The organism is Streptomyces sp. NPDC045431, from assembly GCF_040646655.1.
In the GTDB taxonomy this organism is placed as follows: domain Bacteria; phylum Actinomycetota; class Actinomycetes; order Streptomycetales; family Streptomycetaceae; genus Streptomyces.
On record NZ_JBEZAQ010000018.1, the window covers coordinates 68,414 to 82,176 of the forward strand.

The following is a 13,763-nucleotide window of genomic DNA, read 5'->3' on the forward strand; positions in this document are numbered from 1 at the left end:
GGGTCGCTGCGTAATCTCCGCTTCCGGTCATCCGAATCATCCGAACGGGCGACGGGGGCACGGGACATGGGACCGAGACGTCTGCGCCGCGACCGCGGCGCGACCGCGTCCGAGTACGTCGGGGTGGTCGTGGTGGCCGCGGCGATCCTCGGCGCGCTCGTCGGGACGGACGTCGACGCGGCGATCGCCGCCAGGTTCCGCTGCCTGCTGAGCTTCTCCACCGGCTGCTCGGCGGCCACCGGGGACGGCGGACGGGACGAGGCGGGCACGCCGAGGACCGACGCCGACTACGAGCCGCCGCTCTGCCAGATCTCGGCGCTCTCCGACAAGGCCGGCGCCAAGGCGAAGGTCCTGTTCATCGAGTGGGGCGAGGAGTACGGCTTCCAGCAGCAGACGTTCCGCTCCAGCACCGACCAGAACGGCGACGGCACGGTGGACGACGGCGACCGGCTCGTCATGATGACCTTCACCGACGCCGCGTCCCTCGCCGCGAAGAAGGACTTCAAGCCCGGCGCGAAGATCGGCAGGTTCGGCTCCGACCAGGTCGAGCTGGGCGCCGGCATCAAGGTCACCAACGGCGACACCTGGGTCTTCCGCAGCGAGGAGGAGGCCAGGGCGTTCCGCGACGACATCGAGAAGCTGAAGGCGTACGAGCTCACCAACCGGCACGCCAACGCGCGCGGCGGCGGCCTGGGCAGCAGCATCCTCTACCTCTTCGGCAAGGGGCCGATGGCGGAGGAGGAGAAGCTGCGCGACCGCATCGAGGAGAAGCTCGGCAACCGGCACATCGGGTACGGCAAGGTCGGGCTGGAGGCGAGCGCGGCCGGCGGCCTCAAGGTCGGCCCCGGCGACGAGAAGAAGCTGAGCGCCACGCTCGGCGGGAAGTTCACCTTCTCCCCCGAGGTGACCTGGACCGACAACGACTTCAAGGGCACCAAGTCGTACACGTACAGCGCGGCGATCGAGTACGGCTCGAAGGTGGGGTACGAGGCCGGGCCGGTCGCCGGCGAGTCGTCGGCGGCCACGACACGGACCGGCACCCTCACCGTCACGCACGACAAGAAGACCGGCGAGCTGCTGCGCATCGACATGACGCGGACCGTGGAGAAGGGTGCCGTGAAGGACGGCGTCAAGGTGGGCGGCGACAACGGCGGGACCGGGGACGGCAAGCGCGGCGGCAGCGGCGGTGTGAAGGGCGGTGACCACGGTGTCGGCATCGAGGTCGTGACTCACTCCGTCGTGCTCAAGCCCGGCCCGCAGGGCGACGCGCACCGGAAGGTGGCGCAGGCGTGGCTGGACGGCAACGGGCAGTACGGAGCACCCTTCGCCTACATGTTCGACGACCATGCTCCGACGACGCGACCGGGGAACGAAGACCCGTTCGGGCAGCTGCTCTTCGACGAGGGCCTGTCGAGCCGGATGACGTACACGGGGCGGACCCAGGCGGCGGAGTACGGCTTCGAGCTGAACCTGGGGCTGAGCCTCGGTTTCTCGGTGTCGACCGAGAAGAAGGAGGAGACGCTCGACCGGGCCCACTTCCTGGGGGCGCCGAACGGGGACACCCGCAGCTATGTGCCGTACAGCTACTGTGCGAACTGACCTGCCTGGGACGGGAGTGCCATGAGTGCCATGAGTTTCGTGCAAGGTTTCGTGCAAGGCGAGAAGACCCGGCTGCCGGCCGTCGCGCTGCTGGCCGCCGCCCTGGTCGTCGGGTGCGGGACCGGGGACACGGGCGGCGACGGCCCGGTGCCGGAGGGCTGGGGGACCCTGAAGACCCGGGCCGTGACGGTCGCGCACCCGCCCGCGTTCACGCCGCAGGGCGACGCCGAGCGCAGCAGGCACAACGCCGCGGCCGCGGTCCGCACCGAGGGCGGCAAGGCGACCGGGATGCTCTCGGTGCAGCTGGACTTCACCAACGCCGACTCGGTCGAGGAGGCGGCGATCGGCGCGGAGGCCGGGATCGCGCTCGGCTCGACGCTCGGCGAACAGGAGGAGATCGAGGTCGCCGGGCCCGAGGGCGCGCGGGAGGCGCGGCGGATCGCGTTCGCCTTCACGGAGAAGGGGACGCGGTACGCGGGCGTGATCGTGGCCGGGCTGGACGCGGGGAAGAAGGCGTACGCGGTGCGGATCGACGCGGCCGAGGGCACGCTGAGCGACGCCGACGTGGACCGGATCGTCGGCTCGATCACGGTCGTGGGGTAGGGGCGGCGCGCATGGAGGTGCCGGGCGGGGACCACCTCTTCTTCGGCTTCATGGTCGCGCTCTTCGGCTGGCTGACGGTGACGTACGCCAGACGGCTCGCGGCGGTGGTGCGCGGGGTGCGGGGCGGCGAGCGGGCCACGGGCGAGTGCGTGCGCGTGGAGTCGGAGCCGTACGGCCGCTCGGACGCGGAGCGGCACTTCTTCGCCTTCCGGGCGCGGGACGGGCGGCGGGTCGAGTTCGAGGACCTGGCGGGCCGGTCGGTGACGGCCGGGACGCGGGTGACGGTGTCGTACGACCCCGCCGACCCGGAGGGGACGGCGACGATCACGGGGCGCGGGCGGTGGCCGACGCTCGTGCGGTACGGGGTGCTGGTCGCGGGGTGCGGGTTCGGGACGGCGGGCTTCGCGGTCGTGTTCCTGCTGACGTGGGGGGAGGGCCGATGACCCGGGGTGCGGGTGTCCTCGCGCTGACGTGGGCGTGGGCGGTGGGGATCGTGGTGCTGGTCGTGACGGAGTACGCGCAGGCCACGCTGGTGTACGAGCACCTCGCGTCGGAGGCGCGGCTGGAGACCTTCGGGGGCCGGCTGCTGTTGATCCACCTGCCGAACGCCCTGTGCGTGGCGCTGGCGGCGTGGGCGGCGGGGCGGTCGCACCGCGAGCCGTACCGGGAGCGGCCGGCCCGGCATCTGGCGGCCGTGCTGGCGGTGCCGGTGGCGGCGCAGGCGCTGAACATGGCGTTGCAGTGGCGGGAGCTGGCGGCGGAGGGGCTGTTCCTGTCGAACGCCGTGCTGGCGGTGGGGTGCGTGGCCGGATACGCGGCCGACCGGTTGCAGGAGAACGCCGCCTGACAGCCCGTCATATGACGGAGATCGGTGCCGGAAGTCTTGACAACGCGATTGGTCTGGACCAACTTTGCGGCAGCGGTGGCCACCGTTCTCCGTCCGTACCCCCACTCCCCCACTCCCCACCGGAGGCAGCAAGTGGACCGCATTCGCGCACGCAGATGGCTCGGGGGCGCACTCGCGCTCGCCGCCGCCCCCGGGCTGGCGCTCACCGGCGGCGCGGGCACCGCGCAGGCGGCCGGTGCCGCCGCCGACGTCAACGTGGCCAAGAACGCCGGCTTCGAGTCCGGTCTCGCCAACTGGAGCTGCTCGGCGGGCAGCGGCACCACCGTCTCCAGCCCCGTGCACGGCGGCACCGCCGCCCTCAAGGCCACGCCCGGCGGCCAGGACAACGCGCGCTGCGCCCAGAGCGTGGTGGTCAGGCCGAACTCCACGTACACGCTGAGCGCCTGGGTGCAGGGCGGGTACGCGTACCTCGGCGCGAGCGGCACCGGCACCACCGACGTCTCGACGTGGACGCCCGGTTCCACCGGCTGGCAGCAGCTGACCACCCGCTTCACCACCGGCGCGAACACCACCTCCGTGACGGTCTACACGCACGGCTGGTACGGGCAGTCCGCCTACCACGCCGACGACGTCTCCGTCTTCGGCCCCGACGGCGGCGGGGGCGGCGACCCCGACCCCGTGGTGCCCGCCACCCCGGCCGGGCTCACGACCGGCGCGGTGACCTCCTCGTCCGTCGCCCTCGGCTGGAACCCCGTCCAGGGCGCCACCTCCTACCACGTCTACCGCGACGGCACCAAGGCCCAGACCGTGACCGGCACGTCGGCGACGGTGACCGGGCTCGCGGCGAACACCTCGTACAGCTTCCAGGTCAGCGCGGTCAACGCCGCCGGTGAGTCGGCGAAGTCGGCGGCCGTGACCGGGAAGACGGCCCCGGGCGGGACCAACCCGAACCCGGCCGTGCCGCGCCACGCCGTGACCGGCTACTGGCAGAACTTCGACAACGGCGCGACCGTGCAGAAGCTGCGCGACGTGCAGGCGCAGTACGACATCATCGCGGTCTCGTTCGCGGACTCGACCGCCACGCCCGGCCAGATCGTCTTCAACCTCGACCCGGCCGTCGGCTACGCCTCGGTCGCCGACTTCAAGGCCGACATCGCCGCGAAGAAGGCCGCCGGCAAGTCGGTGATCATCTCGGTGGGCGGCGAGAAGGGCAACGTCACGATCAACAGCGACGCCTCCGCGACCGCCTTCGCGAACAGCGCGTACGCCCTGATGCAGGAGTACGGATTCAGCGGGGTCGACATCGATCTGGAGCACGGCATCAACTCCACGTACCTGACGAAGGCGCTGCGCCAGCTGTCGGCCAAGGCCGGGCCCGGCATGGTGCTCACGATGGCGCCGCAGACCATCGACATGCAGAACACCGGGACGGAGTACTTCAAGACGGCCCTGGCCGTGAAGGACATCCTCACGGTGGTCAACATGCAGTACTACAACAGCGGTTCGATGCTCGGCTGCGACGGCAAGGTGTACGCGCAGGGGTCGGTGGACTTCCTCACCGCCCTCGCCTGCATCCAGCTGGAGGGCGGTCTCGACCCGTCCCAGGTCGGCCTCGGTGTCCCGGCCTCGCCGCGCGGCGCGGGCAGCGGTTACGTCGACCCGTCGGTCGTGAAGAACGCGCTGGACTGCCTGACGCGCGGCACCGGGTGCGGCTCCTTCAAGCCGTCGAAGACGTACCCGGCGCTGCGCGGGGCGATGACCTGGTCCACGAACTGGGACGCGACGGCCGGCAACGCGTGGTCCAACGCGGTGGGGCCGCACGTCCACAACCTGCCGTAACTACCGCCTTCCGGCGAGGTAGTAGTGCAGTACGGGGCCCAGCTCCGCCAGCCACTGGTGGAGCTGGGCCTTGCGGCGCGCGGCGATCCGGCACTCGTAGAGCATGCCGCCGGGGTGGCGGACGGCCACCATCAGCACGTGGCCGTGGGGGGCGGGCGCGAAGTGCACGGTCGCGACCGCCTCCCACGGGAAGTCCATGGGGTAGCCGTTGACCTCCAGGCCGACCCCGGAGGCGTCGACGACGACGGAGTTGTGCTTGTCGTGCGCGACGAACTCGGGGCCGCCGGTGGGGTGGAGCGGTGGTACGGGTATCGGGGGGCCGAAGCCCGGAGGGGGCGGCTGGGGCGGCATGCTCATGCCGCAGTTCTACCAGGGGCGTTCCCAGGGGCGTTCCCAGCGGCCCTACCAGGGCAGCTCGCGCACCTGCTGCACGCACAGCACCAGGAACAGCAGGCCCGCCGCGACGAGCATGCCGTTGCTCAGCCAGCCGTTGCGCCACTCGCGCGGCGTACGGTCGGAGTTGAGCAGCCAGACGAGGGTGAGCGCCAGGAACGGCATGAAGAACGCGCCGATCAGGCCGTACACGATCACCAGGCCGAACGGCTGGTCCAGGAACAGCAGGCTGATCGGCGGGAACGTCAGCCACAGCAGGTACGCGCGGAACGGCAGCGACTTCTCGCGCGCCACGACGGCGGCGGCTCCGCCCCCGCCCCTCCCCTCGCGGAAACGGGCGACGAAGTCGGCGAACATCAGGCTCACGCCGTGCCAGACGCCGATGAGGGAGGTGAAGGAGGTGGCGAAGAATCCGATCAGGAACAGCTTGGCGGTGGCGGCGCCGTACCGGTCCTCCAGGACCTTGCCCAGGTCCAGCAGGCCCTTGTCGCCCTTGGTGAGCGCGACGCCGGAGGAGTGCAGCAGCTCGGCGCCGACGAAGAGCATCGCGACGACGAAGACGCCGGTGGTGAGGTAGGCGACGCGGTTGTCGAACCGCATGACCTTGATCCAGCTGATGTCGGTCCAGCCCTTGGCGTTGACCCAGTAGCCGTACGCGGCGAGCGTGATGGTGCCGCCGACGCCGCCGATCAGGCCGAGGGTGTAGATCAGCGAGCCGTCCGGCAGGACGGGCGCGAGGCCGGCGACCGCGTCGCCGAGGTGCGGGGTGACCCGGACGGCGAGGTAGACGGTGACCAGGAACATCACGCCGACCAGTACCGTCATGACCTTCTCGAAGACGGCGTACCGGTTGAACCAGACGAAGACCAGGCCGACGAGGCCGCACAGCACGGCCCACCACTTCAGATCCATGACGCCCGGGAAGAGCGCACTCAGCGGCAGCGCGCTGGAGGACATGGCGGCCGCGCCGTAGACGAAGCCCCAGATGACGACGTATCCGACGAAGTAGACGGTCGTCCAGGCGCCGAGGCTGCGCCAGCCGTCGAAGAGGGTGCGGCCGGTGGCCAGATGCCACCGGCCGGCGGCCTCGGCGAGCGAGATCTTGACGAGGCAGCCGATGACGGCGGCCCACAGCAGGGTGTAGCCGAACTTGCTGCCCGCGATGAGCGTGGCGATCAGGTCACCGGCACCGACGCCGGTGGCGGCGACGACGATGCCGGGGCCGATGGAGCGCCAGCTCGCCTTGCGGGGCGGCACCCCGGGGGCACCGGGGGTGCCGGGGGCGCCCTCGCCCGTCCCCTCCGTCCGTGCCGTGTCCGCGTCCGTCATGTCCGGCCACCTTCCCCTCGCGCTCATGTGACGTCAGGTCACGTAACCGGGTGTGGGGTGATCGCGCAAGGGGCCGTGCGGGGTGAGGCGGCGGCGGCCGGCGGAGCGACCTTGGCCGGAGTCTGACTCTTGACGCGGTCATGCCACGGCCGCACGATGCCTCGCACGGGGAGAGCCACCCCGTACCCCCCACCCAGGAGACTCAGCATGCGACTTCGCATACGCGGCTCACGCGGCAGAAGGTCCGCCACCCTCACGGCCCTGCTGGCGCTCGCCGTCGTCGTGCCCCTCGGCGCCGCGACCGGCACCGGAACCGACGCACCGGCCGCCCCCGCCGCCACCGCGGAGGAGGTCGTCCGGCAGTACGAGATCCACGGCCCGTCCACCCCCGCCGAGCGCACCGCCCTCGCCGCCACCGGCGTCTCGATCGACGAGGCCGACTCCCACGCGGTCGTCGTCAGCGCCACCGCCGACCAGGCGCGCCGCCTGCGCGCCCTCGGACACAAGCTGGAGGTCCTGCCCGGGCCGCCCGACCGGAGCGGCGGCAAGGCGTCCGGCACCTCCCTCGGCGCCCTGGACTTCCCGTCCGCCGACTCGCGGTACCACAACTACGCGGAGATGAACGCGGAGATCACCCAGCGGCTCCAGCAGTACCCGAACATCATGAGCCGCCGCGTCATCGGCAAGAGCTACCAGGGCCGCGACATCGTCGCCATCAAGATCAGCGACAACGTGGCGACCGACGAGAACGAGCCCGAGATCCTCTTCACCCACCACCAGCACGCGCGCGAGCACCTCACCGTCGAGATGGCGCTCTACCTGCTGCGCGAGCTCGGCGCGGGCTACGGCTCCGACTCCCGGATCACCAGCGCCGTCAACAACCGCGAGATCTGGATCGTGCCCGACCTCAACCCGGACGGCGGCGAGTACGACATCGCCTCCGGCTCCTACCGCAGCTGGCGCAAGAACCGCCAGCCCAACGCCGGCTCCACGTCCGTCGGCACGGACATGAACCGCAACTGGAACTTCAAGTGGGGCTGCTGCGGCGGCTCCTCCGGCTCGTACGGTTCCGAGACCTACCGCGGCTCGGCGCCCGAGTCGGCGCCCGAGGTGAAGGTCGTCGCCGACTTCGTACGCTCCCGGGTCGTCGGCGGCACGCAGCAGATCAAGGCGGGCATCGACTTCCACACGTACAGCGAGCTGGTGCTCTGGCCGTACGGCTACACGTACAACGACACCGCCCCCGGCCTGACCCAGGACGACCGCGACGCCTTCGCGGCGGTCGGCCGCAAGATGGCCGCGAGCAACGGCTACACGCCGCAGCAGTCGAGCGACCTCTACATCACGGACGGGTCGATCGACGACTACCTGTGGGGCGCGCACAAGATCTTCGGCTACACCTTCGAGATGTACCCGCGCGGCTCGAGCGGCGGCGGCTTCTACCCGCCGGACGAGGTGATCGAGCGGGAGACCAGCCGCAACCGCGACGCGGTGCTGCAGCTGATCGAGAACGCGGACTGCATGTACCGCTCGATCGGCAAGGAGCAGCAGTACTGCGCGTAGGCGTCCGAGACCGCCGTGGCACGGACTTCCCTGCCGTGCCACGGCGGTCGCGTGCGTGTCAGCCGGGGACCGCCAGGGCGTCGATCTCGATGAGCAGGCCGGCGGGGAGGCCGACGTAGACCGTGGTGCGGGCCGCCGGGGGCGCCTTCAGGTCCTTGAAGTAGGCGTTGTAGATCTCGTTCATCTCGGCGAAGTGGTCCGTGTCGGTGAGGTAGACGCGGATCATCACCACGTCCTCCCACGTGGCACCGCCCTCCGTGAGGACGGCCTCGACGTTGGCGAGGGTCTGCAGGGTCTGCTCGCGCAGGGTGGGACCGGCGACGGCCGGGGGTTCGCCCTCGACGGCCGGGAGGAAGCCGACCTGGCCCGCCACCTGAAGGATGTTGCCCTTGCGGACGCCGTGCGAGAAGGCGGCGGGCGGCGCGGTGTGGGTCGGGGGCGTTATCGCGGTCTTCTCGGTCATGCGGCGTCCTTCGGGGTCGGGGGCGGTGTCTGGGTCGTGGTCGGGGTCGGGCTCGTGGTGCCGGAGTAGTCCCGCGTGACGGCGTCGGCGGTGCGGCGTACCAGCGGGAGGAGGGCGAGGAGTTCGTCGGCGGTGACGACGACGTTCGGGGCGGAGATCGACATGGCGGCGACGACACGGCCGTCGGCGCCGCGGATGGGTGCCGCGACACAGTTGATGGACTCCTCGTGGCCGCCGAGGTCGGTGGCCCAGCCCTGTTCGCGTACGGTCGCGAGCTCCTTGAGGAAGGCCGCGGCGTTGGGGGTCGAACGCGCCGTGTACATGGGGTAGTCGAGCTTGGCGGCGACGGCGCGGCGCTCGGGCTCGGGGAGGTCGGCGAGGAGCAGCTTGGCGACGGCGGCGACGGTGATCGCGACGGGCTTGCCGATCCGCGAGTACATGCGGACCGGGTAGCGGCTCTCGACCTTGTCGAGGTAGAGCACCTCGCCGTCCTCGTACACGGCGAGGTGCACGGTGTGCCCGGTCCGCTCACCGAGCCGTACGAGGTGGGGATGGGCGATCTCGCGGACGTCGAGGCTCTCGACGGCCTCCTGCGCGAGCGCGAAGAGCCGGGCGCCGAGGCGGTAGCGCTGGTCCTGCTGGCGGTAGACCAGGCCGTGCCCGTGGAGCGTGCGCAGCAGGCGCAGGGCGGTGGACTTGTGCACGCCGAGGGCGTCCGCGACCTGCCCGAGGTCGGCGGGGCCGCGCGCGAGCAGCGGCAGGATGCTGAGCGCGCGGTCGACGGTCTGGCTCATGGCGTGCGTGCCTCCTGGTCGTTCCCGGTTCCGTTGCCCGGCCCCGTCCCCGTCGTCGGCCCCGTCGCCGTCCAGCCCGGGCCGAGGTGCAGTCTCCCCCAGGCGGCGTCGTCGAGCTCCACGAGCCGGTCCGCGTACGCGGTGGCGGGCGGCGCGCCGAGGTCTCCCGGCACGGTGAGCGCGGCGGCGGCCATCAGGTGCCCGTGGCGCAGGCGCCGGCGCATGTCGAGGCCGCGGAGGGTGGCGGCGAGGAAGCCGGCGGCGAAGGCGTCGCCGGCGCCGGTGGCGGCGACGACGTCGACGCGGGGCGCGGGGACGTGGATGTGGCCGCTGCGCGGGGCTTCTTCCCCACCCCGCCCCTTCCCGTAACCGGGGCTTCGCCCCGGACCCCGTACGCGCTTCGCGCGTGTCCTCGAACGCCGGACGGGCTGAAACTCAGCCCCGCCGGCGATTGAGGCGCGGGGGTCCGGGGGCAGAGCCCCCGGTTCGGGAAGGGGCGGGGTGGGGAAAGGCCCCGCGCGGCGGCTCGATGCCATCGCCCCGGCCCCGCCCTGCTTTACGACCACCACCGCCGGCTCCGGCAACGCCTCCCGGATCTCCGCCGCACCCCGCACACCCCACACCGCCTCCGCCTCGTCCTCGCCGACGAAGACGACGTCCGCGCCCCGCGCCAGCTCCAGCAGGACGTCGGCGGCGTCCGGGCGGCCGTGCCACAGGGCAGGCCGGTGGTTGACGTCGAAGGAGACGAGCGGGCGGCCGGGCCACCGCCCGGTGAGGCCGCGCAGCAGAGCGAGGCAGCCGTCCGACAGCGCGGCCGTGATGCCCGACAGGTGGAGGACGCGGGCCGGGCGGAGGTCGTCGTACGCCACGGTCTCGGGGGACATCGCGGAGGCGGCGGACCCGGCGCGGTAGTAGACGACCTCGTGTTCCGCCGCCGCGCGGTCGGTGGCCGTGCGGAAGTACACGCCCGTCGGGCGGTGCGGGTCGCGGCGTACGGCCCCGGTGTCGACGCCGTACGCCGCGATGGCCGCGACCAGGTGGTCGCCGAAGCCGTCGGTGCCGACGCGGCTCACCCAGCGGACGCGGTGCCCGGTGGCGGCCAGCGCGCAGGCGACGTTGGACTCGGCGCCGCCGATGGCGCGGGTGAAGGAGGGGACGTCGGCGAGCGGGCCCGGCCGGGAGGGCAGGAAGGTGACCAGGGACTCGCCGAGGCAGACGACATCGACATCGGTCACGCTGGGGGCTCCTCACGGGCCACGCGCATCCGGGTCCATTGACCCGGCGTTGAGCCGGATGTTAGACAGCGGCAAACGGCATACGCAACGAGCATTGCGCACCACGCAACGCTACTCCAGCAGGAGGAGGGGCCCGCATGACGGACGACCTCAAGGACGAGCGCGTCGACCACCGCTTCAAGGGGCTGCCGGTCGACGCCGAGGGCCTGACCGTCGGCGCGCTGGCGGCCCAGCGCCGCAACCTCTTCACCGGCGGCTTCACCACGCCCGTCCTCGCGCTCTCCGCCGAGTCCGTCGAGCACAACCTCGCGCTCCTGGAGGCATACTCCGAGCGGCACGGCCTCGCCTTCGCCCCGCACGGCAAGACGTCCATGGCGCCGCACCTCTTCGACCGCCAGATCGCCCACGGCGCGTGGGGCATCACGGCGGCGGTGCCGCACCAGGCACGCGTGTACCGGGCGTTCGGCGTGCGGCGGATCTTCCTCGCCAACGAGCTCGTCGACGCCGCCGCCCTGCGCTGGCTGGCGCGGGAGCTCGCCGACGACCCGGGCTTCCACTTCGTCTGCTACGTCGACTCGGTGCGCGGCGTCGAGCTCATGGAGGAGGCGCTCGACTCCACGGCACGCCCCGTCGACGTCGTCGTGGAGCTCGGCGCGGGCGACGGCGCGCGCACCGGGGCGCGTACGGAGGCGGACTGCGCCGCCGTCGCCGACGCCGTCGCCGGGGCCCGCCACCTGCGCCTGGTCGGTGTCGCGGGCTACGAGGGCGAGGTGCCGGACGCCACGCCGGAGACCGTACGGGCCTGGCTGCGCCGGCTGACCGCGCTCGCGGTCGACTTCGACAAGGCGGGGCGGTTCCCCGCCGACCTGGACGAGATCGTGGTCAGCGCGGGCGGCAGCGCCTGGTTCGACACGGTGGCCGAGGTCTTCGCCGAGCTGCCGACGCTGTCCCGCCCGGTCCTGAAGCTGCTGCGCTCGGGCGCGTACGTGTCACACGACGACGGCCAGTACCGCAACCTCACCCCGTTCAACCGCGTGCCCGAGGAGGGCGCCCTCCAGCCGGCCTTCCGCCTCTGGGCGCAGGTGGTGTCCCGGCCCACGCCGGAGCAGGCCTTCGTCAACGCGGGCAAGCGGGACGCGGCGTACGACCTCCACCTCCCGGAGGCGCAGGTGGTGCGCTCGGCGCGCGACGGGTCGGTGCGGCCCGCCGCCGGGATCACGGTGACGCGCCTGTCGGACCAGCACGCCTGGCTGGAGACGACGGCGGAGGCGGCGGAGCTGGAGGTGGGCGACTGGGTCGGCATGGGCCTGTCGCACCCGTGCACCATCTTCGACAAGTGGCAGCTGATCCCGCTGGTGGAGGCGGACGGCACGGTGGTCGACTACATCCGGACGTTCTTCTAGAGCGGCCCGGCGGCCATGGACCTCGTCATACGCGGCGCACGCGTCGTCGACGGCACCGGCGGCCCGTCGTACCGCGCCGACGTCGGCGTCACCGGCGGCCGCATAGCGGCCCTGCGCCGTGCCGGTGACCCGGCGCTGTCGGGGCGGCGCACGCTGGACGCGCACGGGCTGGCGCTCGCGCCCGGTTTCATCGACATGCACGCCCACAGCGACCTCGCCCTCCTGCGCGACCCGGACCACAGCGCGAAGGCGGCACAGGGCGTCACGCTCGAAGTGCTGGGCCAGGACGGCCTGTCGTACGCGCCGGTCGACGCGCGCACGCTCGACGGGGTCCGCACGGCCATCGCGGGCTGGAACGGCGACGGCTCCGACATCGCCTTCGACTGGCGGAGCGTCGGCGAGTACCTCGACCGCCTGGACCGGGGCTTCGGCGGCCAGGGCATCGCCGTCAACGCCGCGTACCTGATCCCCCAGGGGACGGTCCGCGCGTACGCCATGGGCTGGGACGACCGGCCGCCCACCGACGCCGAACTCACCCGGATGAAGGAGCTGGTGGCGCGGGGCCTGGAGGAGGGCGCCGTCGGCCTGTCGTCCGGGCTGACCTACACGCCGGGGATGTACGCGCGCGACGCCGAACTGACCGCGCTGTGCCGGGTGGTGGCGGCGTACGGCGGCTACTACTGCCCGCACCACCGCAGTTACGGCGCCGGGGCGCTGCGGGCGTACGAGGAGATGATCGCGGTCACGCGCGAGGCGGGCTGCGCGCTGCACCTGGCGCACGCCACGCTCAACTTCCGCGTCAACGAGGGCCGGGCGCCGGAGCTGCTGGCGCTCCTGGACGCGGCGCTGGCCGAGGGCGCGGACATCACCCTCGACACGTACCCGTACACGCCCGGCTGTACGACGCTGGTGGCGCTGCTGCCGAGCTGGGCGAGCGAGGGCGGCCCGGAGGCGACGCTGGCGCGGCTGCGCGACGAGGCGACCGCCGCCCGGATCCGGCACGGCCTCGAAGTGACCGGCTCGGACGGCTGCCACGGGGTGCCGGTCGAGTGGGACACCATCGAGATCTCGGGCGTCGGCGACCCGGCGCTCGCCGGGTACGTCGGCCGTACGATCCGGCAGTCGGCGACCGCGCGCGGCGAGCAGCCGTGGACGACGGCCCGCCGCCTGCTGCTCGCGGACCGGCTCGCCCCGACGATCCTCCAGCACGTCGGCCACGAGGAGAACGTCCGCGCGATCATGCGCCACCGCACGCACACGGGCGGCTCGGACGGCATCCTGCGCGGCGCCAAGCCGCATCCGCGCGCGTACGGCACGTTCCCGCACTACCTGGGGCGGTACGCGCGCGAGCTGGGCGTGCTCTCCCTGGAGGAGGCGGTCGCCCACCTCACCGGCCGCCCCGCGGCCCGCCTCCGGCTGTCCGACCGGGGCCTGGTCCGCGAGGGCCACCGCGCCGACCTGGTGCTCTTCGACCCGGCCACGGTCGCGGCCGGCGCCACCTTCGAGGCCCCGCGCACCGCCCCGACGGGCATCCCGTACGTCCTGATCGACGGCCGCTTCGTCATCGCGGACGGCCGCCGCACGGACGCCCTGGCGGGACGGTCGGTGCGGCGGACACCGGTCCGGGCCTGAAGGCGAGATCCGGACCTCCGGAAGTCCGCATCCTTGAAGTTTTTGCGACACAGCCGCAATAAC

At 72.6% G+C, this 13,763-nt stretch carries 13 protein-coding genes; 8 read left to right on the forward strand and 5 right to left on the reverse strand.

Features of this window, described 5'->3' with window-relative positions:
* Positions 1 to 66: 66 nt before the first annotated feature.
* The 5 genes from AB0A69_RS27995 (at position 67) to AB0A69_RS28015 (ending at position 4,888) form a co-directional block, all read left to right on the forward strand.
* Positions 67 to 1,599 carry a hypothetical protein gene (locus AB0A69_RS27995; protein WP_361427811.1) on the forward strand — a complete coding sequence of 511 codons (1,533 nt, stop codon included), beginning with the start codon at positions 67 to 69 and terminating at the stop codon, positions 1,597 to 1,599.
* A 30-nt stretch (positions 1,600 to 1,629) separates the two neighbouring features.
* Positions 1,630 to 2,202, forward strand: a complete 573-nt coding sequence (locus AB0A69_RS28000) for a hypothetical protein (RefSeq protein ID WP_361427814.1) — start codon at positions 1,630 to 1,632, stop codon at positions 2,200 to 2,202.
* Between the two features lie 11 nt (positions 2,203 to 2,213).
* Positions 2,214 to 2,645, forward strand: a complete 432-nt coding sequence (locus tag AB0A69_RS28005; protein WP_361427817.1) for a DUF3592 domain-containing protein — start codon at positions 2,214 to 2,216, stop codon at positions 2,643 to 2,645.
* Positions 2,642 to 3,049, forward strand: a complete 408-nt coding sequence (locus AB0A69_RS28010; RefSeq protein WP_361427820.1) for a hypothetical protein — start codon at positions 2,642 to 2,644, stop codon at positions 3,047 to 3,049. The genes AB0A69_RS28005 and AB0A69_RS28010 overlap by 4 nt, the downstream gene beginning before the upstream one ends.
* A 132-nt stretch (positions 3,050 to 3,181) precedes the next feature.
* Positions 3,182 to 4,888 carry a glycoside hydrolase family 18 protein gene (locus tag AB0A69_RS28015; RefSeq protein WP_361427822.1) on the forward strand — a complete coding sequence of 569 codons (1,707 nt, stop codon included), beginning with the start codon at positions 3,182 to 3,184 and terminating at the stop codon, positions 4,886 to 4,888.
* Here AB0A69_RS28015 and AB0A69_RS28020 read toward each other — a convergent pair whose 3' ends face one another.
* Complete coding sequence (locus AB0A69_RS28020; protein WP_361427824.1) at positions 4,889 to 5,245, reverse strand: hypothetical protein; 357 nt, start codon at positions 5,243 to 5,245, stop codon at positions 4,889 to 4,891.
* A gap of 45 nt (positions 5,246 to 5,290) precedes the next feature.
* Positions 5,291 to 6,610, reverse strand: a complete 1,320-nt coding sequence (locus AB0A69_RS28025; protein ID WP_361427826.1) for an Nramp family divalent metal transporter — start codon at positions 6,608 to 6,610, stop codon at positions 5,291 to 5,293.
* 207 nt (positions 6,611 to 6,817) lie between these two features.
* Between AB0A69_RS28025 and AB0A69_RS28030 the strand changes: the two genes are divergently transcribed.
* Positions 6,818 to 8,173: a M14 family metallopeptidase gene (locus AB0A69_RS28030; RefSeq protein WP_361427828.1), complete on the forward strand. Its 1,356-nt coding sequence runs from the start codon at positions 6,818 to 6,820 to the stop codon at positions 8,171 to 8,173.
* A 58-nt stretch (positions 8,174 to 8,231) separates the two neighbouring features.
* On the opposite strand, the gene AB0A69_RS28035 is transcribed toward AB0A69_RS28030, so the two are convergent.
* The 3 genes from AB0A69_RS28035 to AB0A69_RS28045 are packed head-to-tail and all read right to left on the reverse strand — an operon-like array spanning position 8,232 to position 10,665.
* Positions 8,232 to 8,636, reverse strand: a complete 405-nt coding sequence (locus tag AB0A69_RS28035; RefSeq protein ID WP_361427830.1) for a RidA family protein — start codon at positions 8,634 to 8,636, stop codon at positions 8,232 to 8,234.
* Positions 8,633 to 9,430 carry an IclR family transcriptional regulator gene (locus AB0A69_RS28040; RefSeq protein ID WP_361427832.1) on the reverse strand — a complete coding sequence of 266 codons (798 nt, stop codon included), beginning with the start codon at positions 9,428 to 9,430 and terminating at the stop codon, positions 8,633 to 8,635. Before AB0A69_RS28040 ends, AB0A69_RS28035 begins: the two co-directional genes overlap by 4 nt.
* Positions 9,427 to 10,665: a sugar kinase gene (locus AB0A69_RS28045; protein WP_361427834.1), complete on the reverse strand. Its 1,239-nt coding sequence runs from the start codon at positions 10,663 to 10,665 to the stop codon at positions 9,427 to 9,429. Before AB0A69_RS28045 ends, AB0A69_RS28040 begins: the two co-directional genes overlap by 4 nt.
* Before the next feature lie 137 nt (positions 10,666 to 10,802).
* Here AB0A69_RS28045 and AB0A69_RS28050 point away from each other — a divergent pair, with 137 nt between their 5' ends.
* Together AB0A69_RS28050 and AB0A69_RS28055 are read left to right on the forward strand one after the other, a co-directional pair.
* Positions 10,803 to 12,068: an alanine racemase gene (locus AB0A69_RS28050; protein WP_361427836.1), complete on the forward strand. Its 1,266-nt coding sequence runs from the start codon at positions 10,803 to 10,805 to the stop codon at positions 12,066 to 12,068.
* Between the two features lie 15 nt (positions 12,069 to 12,083).
* On the forward strand, positions 12,084 to 13,700 hold the full coding sequence (locus tag AB0A69_RS28055) for a D-aminoacylase (RefSeq protein ID WP_361427838.1): 1,617 nt from the start codon (positions 12,084 to 12,086) through the stop codon (positions 13,698 to 13,700).
* The last annotated feature ends 63 nt before the right edge of the window (positions 13,701 to 13,763 follow it).

Coding starts and splice junctions, on each gene's coding strand:
- AB0A69_RS27995 (WP_361427811.1), top strand. CDS start 67: ATGGGACCGAGACGTCTGCGCCGCGACCGCGGCGCGACCGCGTCCGAG.
- AB0A69_RS28040 (WP_361427832.1), bottom strand. CDS start 9,430: ATGAGCCAGACCGTCGACCGCGCGCTCAGCATCCTGCCGCTGCTCGCG.
- AB0A69_RS28005 (WP_361427817.1), top strand. CDS start 2,214: ATGGAGGTGCCGGGCGGGGACCACCTCTTCTTCGGCTTCATGGTCGCG.
- AB0A69_RS28050 (WP_361427836.1), top strand. CDS start 10,803: ATGACGGACGACCTCAAGGACGAGCGCGTCGACCACCGCTTCAAGGGG.
- AB0A69_RS28020 (WP_361427824.1), bottom strand. CDS start 5,245: ATGAGCATGCCGCCCCAGCCGCCCCCTCCGGGCTTCGGCCCCCCGATA.
- AB0A69_RS28010 (WP_361427820.1), top strand. CDS start 2,642: ATGACCCGGGGTGCGGGTGTCCTCGCGCTGACGTGGGCGTGGGCGGTG.
- AB0A69_RS28035 (WP_361427830.1), bottom strand. CDS start 8,636: ATGACCGAGAAGACCGCGATAACGCCCCCGACCCACACCGCGCCGCCC.
- AB0A69_RS28055 (WP_361427838.1), top strand. CDS start 12,084: ATGGACCTCGTCATACGCGGCGCACGCGTCGTCGACGGCACCGGCGGC.
- AB0A69_RS28025 (WP_361427826.1), bottom strand. CDS start 6,610: ATGACGGACGCGGACACGGCACGGACGGAGGGGACGGGCGAGGGCGCC.
- AB0A69_RS28030 (WP_361427828.1), top strand. CDS start 6,818: ATGCGACTTCGCATACGCGGCTCACGCGGCAGAAGGTCCGCCACCCTC.
- AB0A69_RS28000 (WP_361427814.1), top strand. CDS start 1,630: ATGAGTTTCGTGCAAGGTTTCGTGCAAGGCGAGAAGACCCGGCTGCCG.